This window comes from Sphingobacterium sp. UGAL515B_05 (assembly GCF_033097525.1).
GTDB lineage: Bacteria > Bacteroidota > Bacteroidia > Sphingobacteriales > Sphingobacteriaceae > Sphingobacterium.
The window spans coordinates 5,120,623-5,139,956 of sequence record NZ_CP109907.1; the positions used below are offsets into that span (position 1 = coordinate 5,120,623).

Annotated in this window: 17 protein-coding genes; 5 read left to right on the top strand and 12 right to left on the bottom strand. The window is 41.4% G+C overall.

What is annotated here, in order from left to right; genetic code table 11:
* Positions 1-2: 2 nt before the first annotated feature.
* The 10 genes from OK025_RS21260 to OK025_RS21305 form a co-directional block, all read right to left on the bottom strand.
* The gene (locus OK025_RS21260; protein ID WP_317666729.1) at positions 3-653 is read right to left on the bottom strand and encodes a hypothetical protein; all 651 of its coding nucleotides are present in this window, start codon (positions 651-653) and stop codon (positions 3-5) included.
* An 11-nt stretch (positions 654-664) separates the two neighbouring features.
* On the bottom strand, positions 665-1,351 hold the full coding sequence (locus tag OK025_RS21265; protein WP_317666730.1) for a conjugal transfer protein TraI: 687 nt from the start codon (positions 1,349-1,351) through the stop codon (positions 665-667).
* Positions 1,352-1,357: 6 nt separating this feature from the next.
* Positions 1,358-3,826, bottom strand: a complete 2,469-nt coding sequence (locus OK025_RS21270; RefSeq protein WP_317666731.1) for a TraG family conjugative transposon ATPase — start codon at positions 3,824-3,826, stop codon at positions 1,358-1,360.
* A 22-nt stretch (positions 3,827-3,848) separates the two neighbouring features.
* Entirely contained in the window at positions 3,849-4,658 is an 810-nt protein-coding gene (locus OK025_RS21275; protein ID WP_317666732.1) for a hypothetical protein, read from the bottom strand.
* 7 nt (positions 4,659-4,665) lie between these two features.
* Positions 4,666-4,986, bottom strand: a complete 321-nt coding sequence (locus tag OK025_RS21280) for a DUF4133 domain-containing protein (RefSeq protein WP_317666733.1) — start codon at positions 4,984-4,986, stop codon at positions 4,666-4,668.
* An 11-nt stretch (positions 4,987-4,997) separates the two neighbouring features.
* Positions 4,998-5,444 carry a hypothetical protein gene (locus OK025_RS21285; RefSeq protein ID WP_317666734.1) on the bottom strand — a complete coding sequence of 149 codons (447 nt, stop codon included), beginning with the start codon at positions 5,442-5,444 and terminating at the stop codon, positions 4,998-5,000.
* A gap of 18 nt (positions 5,445-5,462) precedes the next feature.
* On the bottom strand, positions 5,463-5,744 hold the full coding sequence (locus OK025_RS21290) for a DUF4134 domain-containing protein (RefSeq protein WP_317669780.1): 282 nt from the start codon (positions 5,742-5,744) through the stop codon (positions 5,463-5,465).
* A 288-nt stretch (positions 5,745-6,032) separates the two neighbouring features.
* Positions 6,033-7,094, bottom strand: a complete 1,062-nt coding sequence (locus tag OK025_RS21295) for a hypothetical protein (protein ID WP_317666735.1) — start codon at positions 7,092-7,094, stop codon at positions 6,033-6,035.
* Between the two features lie 16 nt (positions 7,095-7,110).
* Positions 7,111-7,554, bottom strand: coding sequence for a hypothetical protein (locus OK025_RS21300; RefSeq protein ID WP_317666736.1), 444 nt, complete (start codon positions 7,552-7,554; stop codon positions 7,111-7,113).
* A gap of 319 nt (positions 7,555-7,873) precedes the next feature.
* On the bottom strand, positions 7,874-8,716 hold the full coding sequence (locus OK025_RS21305; protein WP_317666737.1) for an RteC domain-containing protein: 843 nt from the start codon (positions 8,714-8,716) through the stop codon (positions 7,874-7,876).
* 350 nt (positions 8,717-9,066) lie between these two features.
* On the opposite strand from OK025_RS21305, the gene OK025_RS21310 reads away from it, so the two are divergent.
* Positions 9,067-9,642: a hypothetical protein gene (locus OK025_RS21310; protein WP_317666738.1), complete on the top strand. Its 576-nt coding sequence runs from the start codon at positions 9,067-9,069 to the stop codon at positions 9,640-9,642.
* Positions 9,643-9,648: 6 nt separating this feature from the next.
* On the opposite strand, the gene OK025_RS21315 is transcribed toward OK025_RS21310, so the two are convergent.
* Complete coding sequence (locus OK025_RS21315) at positions 9,649-12,510, bottom strand: hypothetical protein (protein WP_317666739.1); 2,862 nt, start codon at positions 12,508-12,510, stop codon at positions 9,649-9,651.
* A 137-nt stretch (positions 12,511-12,647) separates the two neighbouring features.
* Here OK025_RS21315 and OK025_RS21320 point away from each other — a divergent pair, with 137 nt between their 5' ends.
* A complete protein-coding gene (locus OK025_RS21320) occupies positions 12,648-13,562 on the top strand; it encodes a hypothetical protein (RefSeq protein WP_317666740.1) in 915 nt (304 codons plus the stop codon).
* Between the two features lie 21 nt (positions 13,563-13,583).
* On the opposite strand, the gene OK025_RS21325 is transcribed toward OK025_RS21320, so the two are convergent.
* Positions 13,584-13,949, bottom strand: coding sequence for a helix-turn-helix transcriptional regulator (locus OK025_RS21325; protein ID WP_317666741.1), 366 nt, complete (start codon positions 13,947-13,949; stop codon positions 13,584-13,586).
* A 168-nt stretch (positions 13,950-14,117) separates the two neighbouring features.
* Here OK025_RS21325 and OK025_RS21330 point away from each other — a divergent pair, with 168 nt between their 5' ends.
* From OK025_RS21330 to OK025_RS21340, 3 genes are all read left to right on the top strand, one after another.
* Positions 14,118-14,375, top strand: coding sequence for a hypothetical protein (locus OK025_RS21330; RefSeq protein ID WP_317666742.1), 258 nt, complete (start codon positions 14,118-14,120; stop codon positions 14,373-14,375).
* 187 nt (positions 14,376-14,562) lie between these two features.
* Complete coding sequence (locus OK025_RS21335; protein ID WP_317666743.1) at positions 14,563-16,011, top strand: hypothetical protein; 1,449 nt, start codon at positions 14,563-14,565, stop codon at positions 16,009-16,011.
* A gap of 33 nt (positions 16,012-16,044) precedes the next feature.
* Positions 16,045-19,323: an RHS repeat domain-containing protein gene (locus OK025_RS21340; protein ID WP_317666744.1), complete on the top strand. Its 3,279-nt coding sequence runs from the start codon at positions 16,045-16,047 to the stop codon at positions 19,321-19,323.
* Positions 19,324-19,334: the final 11 nt, after the last annotated feature.

The window sequence follows — 19,334 nt, forward strand, 5'->3', positions numbered from 1 at the left end:
AACTATTGATTTATGCCGGCACGGAGGCGGCTGGATTGAACATTGGCTTTAATTGATGCACGGTTCTGGCTGATGCCCATAAGCTCGTATGAAAAGGATCGGGATAAGGACGCGTTTTCAGACATAGCATTGTAAATCTGATCAATTCGCTCCAGGCGCTCATCATCCTTTAATTGGAGCTTACCATCAGTAACTACATCAATCAATTCTGATACAAGCTGTTCACAATTGTCAAGAATACCGCCAACAGCATTGTTGATATAATCGATTTCACGAGGATTATAGATACCATCAACTTGAATACGATCCTTTAATATTTTATAATCTTTAAGGATTTTTACCTGGATGGCACTGATTTCGGCGATGCGTCCATACTTTCTAATGGAAGGATTTACCTCTCTCAAAGACTCGAAGTAAAGACTATGAAGATTTAGCTCCCCGTTTTTTAAATCAGAAACCGCCTGTAGACCATTTCGGGCAATTCGGTATCCCTTTTTTATGTTTCCCAGATGTACCTGCAGGGCAGCAATTTGCTGAATCAGGTATTTTTTCTGCGTGTTTTTCTGTTTAAGCCATTCCGATGTATTCTGGGCCTGACCTTTAACCGAATTAATGGCCAGGGCTAAACAAAACCAGATAATAAAACGTTTCATATACTTCAGGATTAATCAATTCCGTACAGTCCTTTAACATAATCCACTTCCTGTTGGGTCCGGGAACGCTGTAAGGATATACTGAAATTGCGTTTGTTAAATTGTACCAGATCGGTATAGTTTTCCTCTAACTGATCTGCGGTCTTGTTGATCAGTTCCATACGTTTGGCATCCGACATCTGAGTTTGAAAGGCACTTACCAGCATACTGATCTGCTCTATATTTTTCAGGCTTTCTTCCAATATGCCACCATATATCGAAGCCATGTATTCAAGTTCTTTTGAAGTGAAATGGTGATCTCCTTGAAGTTTTTGCCAGGCAGTTTTATATGCATCTACAAGCTGCACCTGTTTATCCATAATATCCCGTATGCGCTGATAATACGTGATAATGGATTTAACCCTGGATAGTTCCTCATAATACTTGCGATATTGTTCCTTTTGTTTTTCGGACCAATCAGCAATTTCATCGAGTTTCAATTTAGATAGTGTATTTTCCAGTGTCTTTTGTGCATCCTGCAACCAAATAGTTTTATTCTGCATCCGCTGGATTTTAAGGTCAACAGCTTTGATCACTTTTTTTACCCCCGCTTTAATAATTTCCAGGATAGCAATAGGAGTAGCGTGGGCAGTAGTGGTAGGTATGGTAACCATGGCCAAAGTACAGGCCAATACAAAGATGCATAAGTACTTTTTCATAAATTATTATTTATTTCCATTAGCCAGGTCGCGGGCAAGCGCCTGTATTCCTTTCTTGATATCCCCTCCAAATCGTTCTGCGTACTCAAATACCTTTACCTTTTCCGATTGCTCAGTAGTATAAGCCAGGTATTCTTCTAAGGATACCTCTGTTCGGTACACCTTACTCAGAACGCCACCAAGGGAGATGAAAACTTCCTTGTACTTTTTGGTAGGATCGTTTGCCTTATTTACGGATAGCACCAGTGCCCGTTCCTTATCCGTAAGTCCAAGCAATTCCTGAATCTGGTCAAATTTGTTTTGGTACTTGCTTTGGTCCAGCAGGATCTTGCAATCCGAATTATTGATAATGGCTTTTTTAACTATAGGAGAGGAGATGATATCTTCTACCTCCTGGGTCACTACATAGGATTCCCCAAAATGTTTACGCACAGTTTTAAACAGGTATTGAATGTATTCGGCAAAACCTTCTTTCATCAGTGCCTTCCAGGCTTCTTCAATGAGAATTATCTTCCTGATTCCTTTTAATTTGCGCATCTTATTAACGAAGACTTCCATGATAATAATGGTCACGGTAGGAAAGAGAATAGGGTGGTCCTTTATGTTGTCCAACTCAAAAACAATAAATCGCTCTTGTAGCAGATTAAGGTTTTCTGTGGCATTTAATAAGTAATCAAATTCACCACCCGTATAATATGGACGAAGGACAAAAAGGAAATTATTGATATCAAATTCTTTCTCCTTGACATTCTCTTTCTCCAGAATATGTACATATTGATGCTCCAGGTAATCGTAGAAACTATTGAAGCAGGGAAATATATCCGGATGTTTGTCCAGGAAATCAAAATATCCGGTGATGGCATTGGACATGGCGACATATTCGCTTCGTTTGAACGGCTCATCTTCTTTTTTCCAAAGGGCCAGTAACAACGTCTTTATACTTTCTTTCTTTTCTGTGTCCAGGCTATCACCTTCAGATATAAAAAATGGATTAAAGCGGATAGGATTGTCCTCAGCATAGGTAAAGTAATAGCCACCGACCATATCACACAATCCTTTGTAACTGTGGCCCACATCAATAAGGACAATATGTGTTAACTGTTCATAATAGCTTCTGAGTAAATGATTGGTGAAAAAGGATTTGCCCGAGCCGCTGGGTCCGATAAGAAACTTATTTCGATTGGTGCAAATGCCTCTTCGAATTGGCTCATCGCTAATATCTACATGCAATGGTTTCCCGGTGAGGCGATCTCCCAATCTGATTCCAAAAGGGCTGGGCGAACTCTGGTACCCAGTTTCCAAATTAAAGAAACATACCGCCTGAGAAGCAAAAGTGTCAAAACAGTCGTTGATCGGAAAATCTGCCGCATTTCCTGGAATACCCGCCCAGAATATCTGTGCGGCACCAACAGTTTCTTCTTTCGCTATGGCATCCATTTTAGATAATGCTGAAGACACCTGGTTTTTAATATCCTTAAGCTTGTTCTTTTCTTCGCTCCATACAAGCAAATTAAAGTGTGCCTTTACTGGGAGCCTTTGTTCACCTATTGCCTCGTTTAAAAACTCATTGGTGGCATCTCTTGCGATCAGGTTCTCCCGACTATAAGCAGAAAGAGATTGCAAACGCAGCCTTTTACTTTCCAGCTTTTTAATGGTAAGCTGGGCATCTTCAATAAAAATGTACTGGTTGTAAATGTGATTACAAGGGAGAAGTTGTCCAATAGAAGATACAAATCCTACGCTAAACTTCGTTTTATCCGTACTGTATTTATCATAATTGATACGACTGCCACAATAGGCAGGTAATTCTTCTACTGCCGCAAGGGTATATAATTGACAATGCTGTCCGCCAATGGTAAGATTATCCTTAAGTTCCATATCCCGGACGATTTTTGTGTCATTGACCTGCAGAAAACAATATTGTTCCAGTAGACCGGTTTTATTTGCAGAACTCCACAACTCTGCTTCGGTTAACCGCACCATTTTGACAAATGTGCTGTCTTCCATAATTTGGCGAAATTGTCCACAAGCATCCAGGAACTCCTGGATAAACTCGGTATTTTTGATTTGCTTAGGAACAACGTTTGGCCGGATCAGATTGGAAAACATACTGTTTACGGCTTTCCTTCCTTCTGGCTTTCTGGTCAGGTATACATAGCAGCTATGCTCCAGATAAGGTCTTTCATTAAAGAACTGTTCACTGCTGTGAGAGAGGAACGACAGCTCCTGTTGATCGAAGTTTGCTTGGTACTGTTTTTCTATAAACCAATCCTGTTTATGGATAACACAATAGTTCGGAAGGACTTTTATGGCCTTTATCCATGCCTGGTGAAAGTTTTCGTACTCGCTATCCGAGAGACAAAAAATCTCCGGTAGCTCCACCATAAAGCCGACAGTGATATCCCCCTGTTTGGATAGGATACAATCTGCTTCGATATCTAATATGGGGAACATATATTTTAACCACTTTTCCATGTGCACAATTCCTTTTTTGTTATTAAATCTTTCTAGTTTTTTTCTTTGGATCTTTTGTTACCTGAGCCTTTTGCTGAGCAAGGCGTTCCTTGTTCTCCTTAAAAAGTTCAGGCAGGTTCGTTTGTGTTAACTGGCGTTGGGTTGCCTGGGTTACTGCTTTAAAATTTGTTTCCAGCAAGACTTGTTTTAAAGGCAGGTTGAATCGATGTGCGTAACCAACAGCATCCATATCTTTTAACATGGGAAATTTTATGATCACCGTATCCTTAGGTAATTCGGTAATCCTGGTCCAGTCTGGTTCAAATAACTCATGTTTTTTAGGCTGATATAGGAAGATGGTATCTTCAGGAAAATATTCGTATTCCTCATTTTCATGTAAAGGTTCCATACTGATACCCTGTGTGGAAAAGTCATTATGTGGTCTGAGTGACCACATCCTGAAATCAACATAAAATGGATGCCCTTCAATTTCTATCCTGTTTAACTTTCCCTGCATCCGCATGGCTATTTCCGGATTTTCCACCATTACTTCGTAATCCATTTTTTCCGATATACCGTTTAGCGGCACATTGTATTTTGTAGCCATTCCTTCCGGGTCCAGTTCGGTCATTCTGGGTATATCGATTAATCTAAGATCCCTGGTCCTGGTATGGATGCCGGCAATGTCCTTATGCACTATGTCGTACTCAAGGCTGTAATGAGTATCTTCATTATCCATTTCAGCAAACCGAATTTTTGTATCGGGATCATCCTGGTAAACAAGTACCATTTGTTCTACATCAACAAGGAAGGTTGTTCCTTCTATTTCTAGTGTCGGTAATTGCCTTTCCATATTGTTCTTATTTTTTAGGTTTTATAAATATGTTCCGGTTATTTGCCTTGATTACAGTAGGAATCATTTTCTTTGCCATGGCCTTCATCAAACCATGTTCCCCATATTTTTTGCTTAAGCTAAAAATGACTTTTAAAATCCAGAAGCCCGCTCCACCCACAATCATCAGGCATACATACTGACTAAGACCGATAAAATACAAGATGGAGAAAAGGATAAGTAAGGTTAGGATCGTTATTGCTACATACCAGATGTATTGCGCTTTAAGCCCCTTAAATTCTATTGATTTATTGATCCCTTTATTGATCTTATAAACACTATTAGCCATCGGTCAAAGATTTAAGAATTGGTATGGAATTGCCTAAGATATTCAGCAGTTGCTCCGGTTACCCCGGCCCAGATAAGTCCATTATCCTCGTTGTCCAGGCAAAAGCTTAATTCTTTAAAAACCGGTCCGCAATGTTCAATAAGGTTAATGGCTTCATAAGTTAAAATACCTTCCTCTTTAAACCGTTCATAAAAATGGCCGAACTCCTGCTTGAGGACTTTTTTAATGTAATGGTATTTTGAAGGTTTAAGATCCTTGGTCAGTTCCTCCATGCAAAGCTCTAGAATAACATGGCCTGGTTTATCCTGCTCCAATAGCTGTAGTACCTTTGGCATTACACTGCTTACTTTGTCTTCAAGGTACCGTGTAACGGAGTAGTCCTCCTGGAGATTAAACATTAGTTCTGGGTTATTATGGACAATGTAAGCCCATAATGATTCTTTTAATTGTTGATGCATGATTGTAATTTTTTAAGTTTAAATGCCAAAGAATGATCGGATGATGGTGGCCACGACTACCAGGAAAATACAGGAACCAAACCATGATGCAGCAACCTTACTGGTATCAGGATCGCCTGCATTCCATTTCTGGAAGACTTTAACTGCGCCAATCAATCCTAATAGTGCACCGACACCGTACATTAATTGCGTGCCACTGTCGAAATAAGAACGGACCTGAGTATTGGCTGCCTGAATTCCTGCAGCTCCGTCCTGACTATAAACTGTTGTTATCGATCCGGCAACAATAAGCAGGACCATAACTGATTTAATGAACTTTAGACTTCCTTGTATTTTCTGAATTTTCATAATTACTGAGCAAAATGGTGAGTATGGGCTTAAAAAGGAGGGGAGAGACTTATCACTCTCAAAAACCGACCAAACACTATCCCAATCCCCGACCTTGTTAGAAATGAATATTGATAAATAAGGGGAGGAGCAATAACCACCCTCATACTACATACAACCAGCTCCTCCCTCAGCCTCTAAAGGCTATATAACCACCTTACTGCTACACTAAAAACCTCTTCATGGGTGGCTTTAAAACTGTTATTCCCTTATATATCGTTCCACCGGCTTAGTCCTGAAATATGCTTTAAAATGAAAATTGAAATGCTCAGGAACTACTTCAGTATGCATTGGAGCCGAAGACCATTTTAAAGTTCTTTCCAGCTCATTTGTATTTGATGCACTTATCGCGGCATTCTCACTGAAATTGACAGGAAATAAGCCAGGAGTGATGATCTTTCCTTTGGTACACGCTTCCATGCTTACTTTATCCATTCGGATATTGGAAAGCCAACCAGCCAGGCGTGTCTCCTTGTAAATTTTAACCCTTATGCCAATACTGGAATAAAAGATATATCCAACCCGCCATCGATGGTAATCGATCCTAATCCTTCGTCCATTATCCTTAGGTAGTTCGATGCCATTGTCATCATGGTAAATACTTCCACCTTTTTGGCCCCACCAAGGCATAAGGAATGAATTTGGGAAATCACAAACATTCCAGTTTACAGGATCATTGATTCTGATAGGCTCATCCTCCCACCGCGGAAATGGTAGCAAGCTAATCGTTGGAAAGTAGGCGACAACTCCCTTTGCTGATGCCGTAGGTATTTTTCCGGTTAGCACCTGATCTGCCTGGCTGACTGGAATAGCATAAGCAATTACCTTTTCCTTTGCTGGTTCAAACTGGTATAAGGTGTCCGCAATCTGAACCCTGCCATTTGCACTCAGGATTGTTTTAAAATACTCATCCGGCATATCCATGTTTTCGAGTGAGCCTCCATTATTTTCTATCTCAGCTGTCTCAAATTTTTGGCGCAGAGACCGGAAAGATTCATAACCCTTAAACTGTTTTTCCCAGGTGGCTAGGTCTTTACCATTCTGTAAAGCCTTAATCGTAGCATTAAAGACATTCATATTGGGAAAAACCAGGAAGTCTTCTTTTAAACTCACTGGATTTTGTTCAGGACCAGTGGTTGGTAAATACCCAGTATTATCCTCTACTTTGGAAATGGGTTGCTCTGCGATGAACTCCCGGTTGCAGGCACTCAGCAATATTGCTGCTAAGCCAAAGGCACCAATCATGTGCATTGTTTTTTTCATGATAATTTGATTTTAGTTAGCGAAAGCGGGGTAGGCTATTCCAGGTATGCGTTAATTCCTCTTCGGTAATTTCCACCCCGCAAATTCTGATGGCATGTTCAATGATATAGTTGTTTAAAGCATGTTGGTAGGCAGGCTGGCTTAACCCGCCAAAGCTTGCGACTTCTTGTGCCAAACCGGAAAGGATTTGATCTTTTGTCGCCTCAGTGCCTGCCTTTTCCAAAATGCCTGTACGTATTCTGTTCACTAAAATTTCCAGTTGGTTGAGCAGTTCTTCTGCTTCTTTCTGTTCTTTTTCGATAGGTTCTTCTGCCGGCTCATTAATGCTATCTTCCTCTAGTTTATCCAGGAATCTTGAGTAACGGTGACGTTGGAACCGGATAAAATAGACTACATAATAAATGATCAGTAGACTGAATATGGCAATAAAGTATTGCGTCCATGTAATGTGTTGTAGCATCGTTTTTATTTTTGATTGTTCAACATTTGTGTTTGTTTACAATGCAAAGTTGCTACGGAAAACTGCGGAGATTTGACAGTGCCATGTAATTACATTTTCAAAAAATTACGGCCTGGTTTAATAGAAAAAAATGGTATTTTGATTATTCAACTATAGACGAAATAACCTTAAAGCACTGTTAATCAGCTATAAGAAATATGTAGTGCGATGTAATTACATTTAGTGGATTTTTCCCAATTTTTCTTTTGAAAACGGATAAATTAGGACAAAAAAAATGGGTAGAATAAAAATTCTACCCATATATAAAGGACAAGGATTACTATTTACCGAGATCCGCATCGTCCATTCTCCTGCTTAAGTTACCATTGAGTTTTTCTGTATATGGGGTGCGAGAACCCTGGCGGATCATTAAGCTTTGGAAGTATCTTGAATACTGCCCGATCTCCACATTAAAAAGCTGTTCAAGTCCCATCATAATCTTTTTTAATTCAACTTTACCGTTATTGATACTTTTTGCAGAATGAAGGGCATAACCCAATTCAACAAGTTCAATTTTAGTTCCTGTCCAATTTAGTGCCGGTGCATCGTTTGGAGGTCCTTGTTTCTTACCTTTCCTAATGGCCGTTGCTTTGTCATTGATTTCTTCCAATAATCTTTGATAGGCAATAATCCTCGCAAATTCCGTACTGGCAGGAGGAAATATCTCGTCAAATTCCTGTAATGGATCAAATGGAATAAAGCTGTTGATATTACTTGACCTTAGGAACAAAAGCTTGTCTTCTTCATTTCTTTCGGTGACAAAGTACAATTTGAGCAGACTATTCTGGTTTAAAAGCTGTGCATAATGGATGGACATTTGTTTTAAATAACAGAGTTGCGCTTTTTTATCCCTGATTGTAGGATTGTTTAATTCCATCCGGTAGCACTCTATATAGAATAAAACCTCCGCGTGCAATTTGGGTTTGATCGATTTGAAAAACTCAATTTCTTCTTCGGGATGCTTGAATTTATAACCGGTTAAGGCCGACCTAAGTCGCCTTAGTATACTGCAAGATATCTGGTGGGCTTTCTTATAATATTCCAGTCCCGAAACTCCCTCATAATCCAGTTCATGAAGTTGCTGTCTAAGTTCCTGGTGAAGCTTTTGTGCAATATTTATCATAACCTTCGATTTGGTTGCAAAAATGTTTACAGCTCAAATCTGTAGAGTTGCCTTGTGAATATCAAGGCATTAGTATTTCAATTCTGGTGAATCAGGAGAATTTAAGGTTAAAATACTGCACAAAAATGTGAAATAAAATATTCTTGCCAGGTTTTTGAAAAATATTAGGTTGAGGAAGGCGTTTCGGAACATTTTTCTTTACCGTTTTATAGCTATAGTTTTTTGATAGGTATTTGTCAATCTATATTCTCATTTTAAATATTTCACAATATTGTCGTTTATTTGCTGGTTGATTATTTATAGTTATTCTCTAGATTATCCCAATTAACCTTCATTTTTAATCTATTCAAATGAGCAAATTCTATTCATTCATTTCATTTCTATTTTTATTAGTTATTGTAATTTTTATAGCTTCCTGTAAATCGGGTTACACGCAGAATTTAAATGAAAAATACTTAATCACTGAGCATAAATTAGATTCAATATTAACTAACAACGATACAAACATCGTTATAATGTATACCAGTTGGTGTAGTGGGTCAAAAGAAACGATTGATAATTTTTATGATGAGGTGTTGGATAGTATTAAATCACAAGGACTAGGAAAAAGAATTATCCTACTAATGGCAGATGAAAAAGTCGATACCAATCTTATCATTAAACAAAGGTCACGAGGATATTTATCATATTGTCTTGAAGGTTCAGGAACCTCTGCTATAGAAAATAGGTCAGCAATAAAGGGCTTTATAGGTAAAATATTCCCGAACCAAGAGATTAGCTGGTTGGGTATTGGCTTTAAGATACCTGTAGAATTACTAATATCGAAAGATAGAAAAATACTGAATTCAGCTGATGAATTACTACCTTTTAAGTATTGTTCAGAGCGTTTTTTAGGGATAAAAATTGGTCAGATTAGAGCAAATTAATAAAGCTCACAATCTCAACGAAAAATGCAGCATTGGTGACTGGCTGAAATTATACGGGAAAGCCAGATCCAGCCTGATGGGATAGCCTGCCAGTACCGTTTTGGCACTGATACCGAAACTGTGCCGCTGTTGCCAGGTTGCATCCGGTTTCCAGGTCTCTCTGGCCCAGGCTACATCTGCAAATGCCCCTAATTGCAATCGGTTCACGAAGGAATAGGGTGTTTTATAATCAAATAAACCATCGAATAGCTGTACATACACATCAGTATTCAGCAAGCCGTATACATTGCCATACAGGCTGTTCTGTTTGAATCCACGCAATTGCGTGACCAGACTCTGGAATACATATGGCGCCTGCTGGTTAAACAATACTGAGGAGTCCACTTTACCATTTACATTGTGATCGACACCACCAAAGGTATAGAGGATATGCTCCCCGCCGCCACTGTAGCCGGCTTTCAGTTGCGTAACCCAGTTGATGGCTTTATGTAATGGCTGATGCCATTCAAACTGGTTGCTGATCCCATAGGTAAATGCAGGATTTTTACTGCCGATCTGCATCATCACATCCAGCAGCAGTTTATTGTGAAAGCCACTGTAGAAGGCATTGTTGTGTGCCGTTGGTTTGAGGTGGTTATGATTCAGGGCAACTGTATTCATATTCCATTGCTCGCCCAGTGCGGGATAGGGCAGACTGTACGGGTCTGTTGCGAGGAAAACGGTACGGCCTTTGCGATACGCTATCGTTGCGCTGACCGCGCTATGATAGGTAAACGGATAATTAAAACCCAGCTCATAATAATAAGTTTTGACCTTGGCCGCAGCCGGATAGGGATTACCCTGTGCATCTACCCATGTCTGTCTGGGATCAGGTTTCAGGCTTTCTACTTTCCGAAAATACAATCCATACCAGTCCAGTCGTTTCTGTTTGTTATGATAGCGCACAAAGAAATCACTGCCCTCAGTACCGGCCGGTAATTTATAGCCTATACTGAACTGATGTTGTTCAAATATATCGCTGTAGCCACTACTGACCATACCACCAATCTCCGGATATTTATACGTACCCAGATAGCCCTGATAGGGTTGCAGGCGATTGATGAAATAATCATTATTGATCGCTGCCTGAAACCAGAGACTATGTAATTGCAGTCGATAGGACTGTACCTGTTTCGGATCAAAAATGGCATAATCCTTTTGTGAACCAGTATCATTATTACTGCCTAAAACCTGCTGCAGGAAAGAATTTCTGCCCTGCGACTTATATTTCGCTTCCAGTGCAGCAATGCTGTCGTCTGTCTTCTTTTGTTTCAGGTAGGCCAGCAGCCAGGTTTTCTGATGTGGTGCCAATGAAGTATCTGTAGCAGATAATGCGGCTTGCAATTGCTGTTCAAATACAGTGCTGTCGCTGATCAGCAGCTGCTCTGCCTTGCCTTCCATCGCATTACTGTACCAGCCATAAGCCTTGCCTTTAATGGTATCGGCGACAATGCTATCTTTTGTCCGGCCATTCTTTTTCACTTTAACCAGATCGGGATAACCGCTATAGTAGCGTATTGTACCGGTTGATCGGTCTGTGGTCAGCATAGTATTATCAGAGAGATCATTGGTTACCGGAATCACTTTCAGGCTGCCGGGCAGGAAACGGATAACATCACTTCTGCCTTTTGTATACGCTGTCATCAGCCACGCTCTTTCGCTCACTGCTTCAAAACTACTGATGCCATCTATACCGCGGGGCAATGTGCTGCTCCTGATGTGTGCTCCGGTGCTGGAATATTCCAATACCTGCATCTTGCCCTTTTCTGGGGCTATGATATAGATGCGTCGCGCACTTACCTGCACCAGCGGGTAGTTGTCCCAGTTGTAATTGCTGATCCAGGAGGGTAGTAAATAGGTATATAATTTCTTTGGCTTCTGTCCCGCCTGTTGCAGCCACACCGTGCGGCTTTCAGTATTTTGTCTGATCCATAATGCAGAAGAAGTATCTGCATTAGTCCATACCAATCGGGCCTGATGATGCTCCTGCAAAGAGTCTGCGTATGATAGTACCGGGCTTGTAACAGTATCATTCATCTGCGGCGCTTGTCCGTAGCGGCTGTACATAAATGCCAGATACAAATCCTGTAATTGTGTGAAAGAGCGCTTACAGACCAGGCGTACGGCTACCGAAAAAGTCTTTTTCTTACGCAGCTGAAACAGGATTTGCTTAACGGCATCTTTGCGATAGGTCTGTTCCAGAAAATAACAAAACCCTTTTACCGCAATGAGCTGTTGCTCCGGTGCCGTCTGCATCACCGCAGACCATGTCGGAAATGCCTGTCGGTAATACCATTGGTATAACATTTCATTATCGGTCAGCGAAAATCCGGCGGCCAGGTATTGTATACATCCCTCTTTAAACCACTGCCAGTCCTGCTCACTGGCCGTACTGCGTATATCGGTACCATTGATATACCCAAAGGATTGCTGCCACATATTGCGCACAAAGGCTATGCGCAGCTGAGCTGTAAAGTCTTTATAACTGCCATTAAATCCCAGTACGATCCGGTTACCTTGCTTAGCGATGGTCGGGAAAGCCTGTGTTCCGGCATCCCAGCTGCCGATACGCGATTCGTACGCCTGGCTTACCGATGGGTATATAATGAGGCTGGGTATACCTTTTAGCGACATGCCTGTTCTCTTTTCTACCATTGCCTTCTCCTGCATAAAGTGCGCCAGGGTATATGCGCAGACGCTATCCATTCCGGTTGGGTAGTAGATATGTGCCGCAGGGGTGCGGTACATTTGCCAGCGCCAGTGGTGGTATGGCATACGGTATGCAGGCACCAGCAGGTTCAGTGCCGGAACAGTTTGCTGTGCAATCATTATTCCTGGCAGAATAATCAGATATAAAAGAGTAAGAAGTCGAGCAAACCTCATATGAAGGATTTGAGCAAAGTAATTATAAAATGAATAATTTGCATTTGTTTTACCAAAATCTAACCTGCTATTCCCTTTTTCCAATGAATCTAAAAATTAGTATTAGACCCATATTTTTTAATTTTACAAGTAAAGGTGGCGTCATAATTTGTCTTAGCCTTCCTGCAATTTTGCTTTCAACAAAAGGATCAATATATGCACAGGATAAAGTATGGCAATCTATCAAAGGAAAAAAAATTGATTTACAGCAACATGCACGATCGGGACAAAACCGAGCAAAAAGCAAAATGGATCAATTCAAATATGGGGGCACCGATAATTCATACAATCAGGCTTTGTATATTGGTGGCCGGTTACATACAAATGGCTGGAGCGGGCAGGTTCACTATCATTTTCAGAAAGGCAACCATAGTCAAAACATTGTTCGTTTCCAGTTTGCCGAAATCAGGCATGAAAAGGAAATTCGACAACAGCGGCAGGATACGGTTTATCGCTCTTTGGCGTCCTACAGGCCCTATATTTTTGGTAAACAGTTTAAAGTCTACACAACTCAACTGGGTTATGGTCGCCAGTGGACGATTTTTCCATCACTGATACAAGGTAATATTAGCCTAAATGCGAGTTTGGAAGCAGGATTATCGATGACCCTGCTCAAGCCCGTATACCTGGACTTGTTACGCTATGATGCCCTGAACCAGGCCTATGCCAGTTCTGAATCCTGCAACACGTCCAACCAGGAACTGTTCCTGAGCCGTAACCGCATACTGGGTGCAGACAAATGGAGTAAAGGGCTTAGTGAATTGCGCTATATACCCGGTATTTATATCAGTCCATCTGTTATATTGAGTCCGGATAAACCAACCGGTTTTGTACAGCAATTCCAGATCGGGGCACAGCTGGCCTGTTATACTAAGGCTATTCCTGTATTGCTTCAACAAAAAAACACTTTCTGGCAGGCTTCCTTCTTTGTAGGATTTAGTTTGGGGAAAAGGTGGTAAGGAGCTATTTTGCTTAATTACTTATTTCCCCTCATTTTGTAAGGCATCCTTAATTACTTCAATAACGCGAGATATATTCTCATCGTCGGCAAAAAAATTATTCATTGTTTTTGTATTGTTATTGTTGTGATTACCGTTAACACCACCTTTATTGTGATTATAGCTCTGATGGTATGTTGTTGATGATGGGATGATTTCCCCAAGGGTTACGTTGAATATCTGGGAAAGCAATTCGACTCTGGAAAGTGTAATTTCTACATGGCCGTTTTCCAGTTGGCTATATGCCCCCCTTGAAATTTGTAAGGCTTGAGCTACTGCTTCAGCAGTTAATCCATTTTTTGTACGTAAATCTTTAATCTTTGAGGCAGTTAATTGATTAATATTCATTGTATGTTAGTTTAACAAAACAAAGGTAATGCTAAACTAACAAATTAAATACTAAAAACTTTAGTAATGAATAAAATTACTTTTAGTTTTGTTCCCAGTGAAGAGAAAAATAAAGATTATTTCAATTATCTGATTCAAATTTAGAATTTACAAACAAGTGCTTTCTTTATGAGATTAAATTTGACGCTGGCTAAATTGCTTTTGGCTGTTACATTACTTCTTGTGGTATCAATTTCGACTTTATGTTTGGGAATTTACCGAAGACTTATTGAAAACGGGAAAAATAACAGTAAAAATATGGGTGTTTTTCCCAAAATGCCATTATTGGATGGTTATAATTTTGCGCAACCAAAAAATTTCCGATCACAGTTACAAGATTTTGATTATCATGGCTCAAATGATTATGTTAAAAAATCTTTAAAATGAAGTAGAGGAAATCTTTTAGTTTTCCTAAAAACTATATAGTTTAGACTTGAATTTTGTTCTCTTTTACCGGTATTCTAACGCTAAAAAATATCCATATCCTAATTTTTCTAAATTCCGTTAGTTGAACATTTGCTGCATTTTGCTTTGTTTCCTCACGTTCTGTTGTATAAGTCCTTCTTATGCCCAGATGGATCAGGTAATAAGTGGAGATTCTACAGAAATAGTACATGCAGCTGAAGTATATATACAGAAGCAATACCACCAGCACTTGCAATACCAGCAGAAAGCCTCCCGCAGCCAGCAACGCATGCTGCGCAGGCTACAGCGGCAGGAATCCCGTTTAGCGGACAAACTGCGCCGGGGCGACAGTACACTGTATGCACAGTATCAGCAATTAAATGCGGCCGACTTTGACAGCCTGCGTAAAACGGCTGCGGATACGGCATTGCTGTACAAGCTGGCCGGTACACAACCAGTCAAAGCACTGGACAGCCTCAAGAAAATACAATCCTTTATACAGCAGAAAATACCCGGCAGCACGGGTTTATCTGTACCCGGCATGGATCAGCTCAACAGTCAGCTGAATGCACAGGATTATCTGAAGAGCCAGGTCAAAAAGCGCAGCGATGCCCTGATCCGTTTACTGGGACAGTCAGCTTTCGCATCTCAACTGGGCAGGCTCAACAAAGCCTATGGCTATGGAACACAGCAGATCGGGTACTGGAAGAAGATTGTGCAGGACCCTGATGCAGCTGAGGAGAAAGCCCTTGATCTGCTAAAGGGTATAGAAGGCTTTGATGAAATGCTGTCCCGTTCCTCATTGCCCGGCATGTCTTCCGGAAATCTGAGTGAACAGGACCTGAAGCAGATGGGCTACCAGACCAAATCTTCGGTGAATGCCGCACTGGAACAACAGTTTGGCAATCAGTTACAACAGGTACAGCAACAGGCTGCACAGCAGGTGCAGGACTACAGCAAACAACTGGGACTGGAAAAACAAGCCGCCAAAGTAAAGCAGGCGGCACAAACGATTAATGAGGCAAAGAACACGATAAAAGACACCAAAGATAAAGTCCAGCAGGCAAGGAAAGGCTTGCGCAATCCACTGGATGATCTGAAAAATCCGATGCGGGGCATACCTTTCTGGCAACGCTGGGAGTACCAGTACAACCTGCAGACGCAACGGGCAGCACCTAACGGACAGAAGCCGGTGATGCTACAGGCAGGTTTGAATGCCGCTTATCGACATAGCCGCCGCATCAGCATAGGTATAGGGCTGGATGCCAGCCTGGGCCTGGGTCGCGACTGGCAGCACCTGAAGCTGAGTTATGAAGGTGTAACTACACGTGTATTCCTCGACGGGCAGCTGATCTGGGGCATCAGCCTGCAGGGTGGATATGAGAAAAGCCTCAAACCCCTCAACCGGCCTTATGTACAGCTACAGGAGCGTTATGGCAATGCTTCCAATGTACGTACCGCTATGGGATTGCTACAGGATGCCGCATACATAGGATTAATGAAGACCTATCGCATCAGCCGCAATCAGCAGGGCACCTTCCTGATCGGCTATAACTTCCTCAATGATAAAACCGGCATCAACAGCCCCTGGATCATCCGGCTGGGCTATAAAATATAAATGAGCAACCTAAAACATAAAGAAAGTAAGTTTATGAACAGTAAAAAAATTGGAGTGTTAAGTTTACTACTAATCACTTCAAGCTTAAAAATCCTCGCTCAGCAGCCGAGTACAGAAAATCCGACCAAGCTGGACGTCAATATCAAAACACCTAATGCCGCCAGCATAGAACGGTACGGCAATATCCCGGTCAGTATGTATACCGGTGTGCCCAACATCAGTATTCCGCTACATGTGATCAGTGTGGGTAAACACGTATTACCTATCTCTGCATCTTACCATGCTTCCGGTATTAAGGTCAATGATCTGTCCGGGGACATAGGTCTGGGATGGAACCTATCGGCAAACTATTCCATATCCAGAACCTTGCGTGGGCGCACAGATGAAGGACCAATGGGATACCTGGACCCTAATGGCGGTGCCAATTTAATTCCGTCCAATTATACCTTGTCAAATGATTTCACTATTGATACCTTCCGTGCTGTGGCAAACGGTACCTGGGATGCACAGCCAGATGAATTCAATTTCAACATAGAAGGCTATTCCGGTAAATTCATCCTGGCCAATAATAAGGTTATAGTAATCCCCGATCAGGATATTAAAGTAGCATACACCATTACCTCAGGTGCGTTCAGTTTTGTACTTACAGATCCCAAAGGGATAAATTACTATTTCGATGTACGATCCGAAATGTCCGTTACAGATTGTAGCGGAGACGTTAACTCCTATACCTCCAGGTGGCAGGTCAGTAAAATCGAATTCCCTGATACTAAAGATGTGGTTACCTATACGTACGCCAATGCTACGGAAACGATTTCCCAAACATCAGAAAGCCGGAACTATGATTATGGCAATACAACCCCTGATCCGGTTAAAACAAAGCAGTGCGTCAATTATACCACAACAATCGAAAAGAAAGTATCTGAGATCACATTTCCAACCGGAAAAATCAGCTTTGATTATTCCATACCTAAATATGACCTGTCTGGTACCTACGGTATCGGTTCGATGCAGGTAAAAGACCTGCAGAATGCTGTTCAGAAAAAAGTAGTATTCAACTATACTTATTATAACCCATCGTCCAGCGATCCTTTAGCCAAGAAACTGAAACTCGATAATGTTACGTTTAATGAGCAAGCCACTAACCTGGTGAACAAATATGCCTTCGAGTATAATAGCGGAACGATCCCGGCCTATGGCGCTAAATCACAGGACATCTGGGGTTATTATAATGGTGCGAATAATACCAGCCTTATTCCTGGAAATACATTCCAGCTATATGATGCGCAGGGAATGCCCTTCACCGTGCCCGGTGGAGATCGCAGCGTAAATCCATCCGTGTCAGCAAATGGTATTTTGACCAAAATTACTTTTCCTACAGGTGGTTATACACAATTTGAATATGAACCTAATAAAGCCGGATACCGATGTGGTTACAGTACCATTCACGATTCCATTTTTATAACGGTACCATACAATGCTACTGCTCAGTGCAAAGGAAATACTGCCCCATATCAACAATCAAATTATGTAGATTTTGTGGCACCATACGCGCAGCAAACCTATATTGTAGTCGAAACCAATCAATTCAATTGTACCGGCGATACCCGTCAGTATACCCTAACCGATTTAACGACCAGTCAGGTTGTGTCTCAGGATGATAATAATGACCCTAATGTCGATATTATTGCCGGCCATACCTACCGTCTATCGGTAAACACAAACTGCGAAAACGCAGAGGCCAACACACTGGACTGCCTGGAAAAACTAAAAGCAACTATATACATCAAACAATTTAGCGGAAACTTCCAGGACTATGCATACACCGGGGGGCTGAGGGTAAAGAAGATCACCGATTATGATTACTTCAGCAATACCAATACGGTCAGGACATATGATTATACCATGCCGGGTGAACCCGGCAGATCCAGCGGCGTAATGGTATTTGCACCAAAATATGATTATACCTATACTTATGATTTTGATCTGAATGCATATAAGATCGGTAATCTTCAGCCCGGAGAATATTATGTTCCTAATATCATCTTAAAAACCTCTTATGCCTATACATCTGATGCAGGTAATACCACCCAGAGTGGCGGCAATAGTATAGGGTACAGTTATGTAAGAGAAGTTATCGGCGATCAGGGAGCTGGTGGCAGTACCTTGAATAAATATAACCTGCAGTTCACTAATTGCGGTTTCGGTTATCCGTTTGTTCCGGTTACCAACTATAGCCATCGCGATGGTAAACTGGCAGAAAGTAAATCTTATTCCGCTGCCGGAACTTTATTGGAACAGTCTAACAATTATTATTCCTTCATTGCCAATGATGAGATCAGGGGATGGAAAGCATCCTATCAGAAAATGAGGGCCTATACGCTTTATGGCAACCCTAATGATGATAAATTCCGGGGTCAGCATTACTATTACAAAAGCGAAAAAGAACACCTGGACAGCACCGTGGTAACCCAATATTATGAAGGCAATACTGTTGCACAGAAACAAACATACCTGTACGGTACCAGCAGCTATTACCCGTACCAGATCACTACTTCAGGCTCTAATGAAGAGACGGTTACCCAAACCACACGCAGGGCAGCAGACTTTACGGTAAGTGCAAGTGGCACTTTAACCGGTGTTACCCAGGTCCTGAAATACATGAAAGACAATCACCTGAACGATTATGTGATCGAGTCCTACAGCCAGGTGAATGGCAATGCCACTGGTGGCTACATCAATGAGTATGGCTTGTACACCGTAGGCGGTAACGACCTGGTCATGCCCACAACATTGTACCGACTGAAGAACGGCAGCAGTATCAGTAACTATACACCGCTGTCTTTAAGTATTAGCAGCAATACCGCTACACTGATTAAGGATAGCCGTTACGAACAAGAAGCCGCCTACAGCAATTTCAATGCACAGGGTAATCCTGGCCGCCTGGTGGATAAGTCCGGAGAAAGCAGCTTGTTATGGGGATATGATGGAAAATATATGGTCGCCCGTTTAGATCATATTGATTATAACGCCTTACAGACCTATTTATCCAATAACCCATCTATCCAGCAAACGCTCGACAACCCTGCTACAGCAACAGCATTACTCACTGCTGTACAGCAATTGAGAACAGCATTCCCACAAGCTATGATCAGCGGGTATACTTACCTGCCGGGTATTGGTGTTAGTTCGATCAGTGATGCCAATAACCAGGTCAGTACCTATGAGTACGATAACCTGGGCAGGCTCTTACGCATCAAAGATGCCAATGGTAACCTGATCAGAACTAATGAATATCAATACCAGAATTAAGAATAAAAATA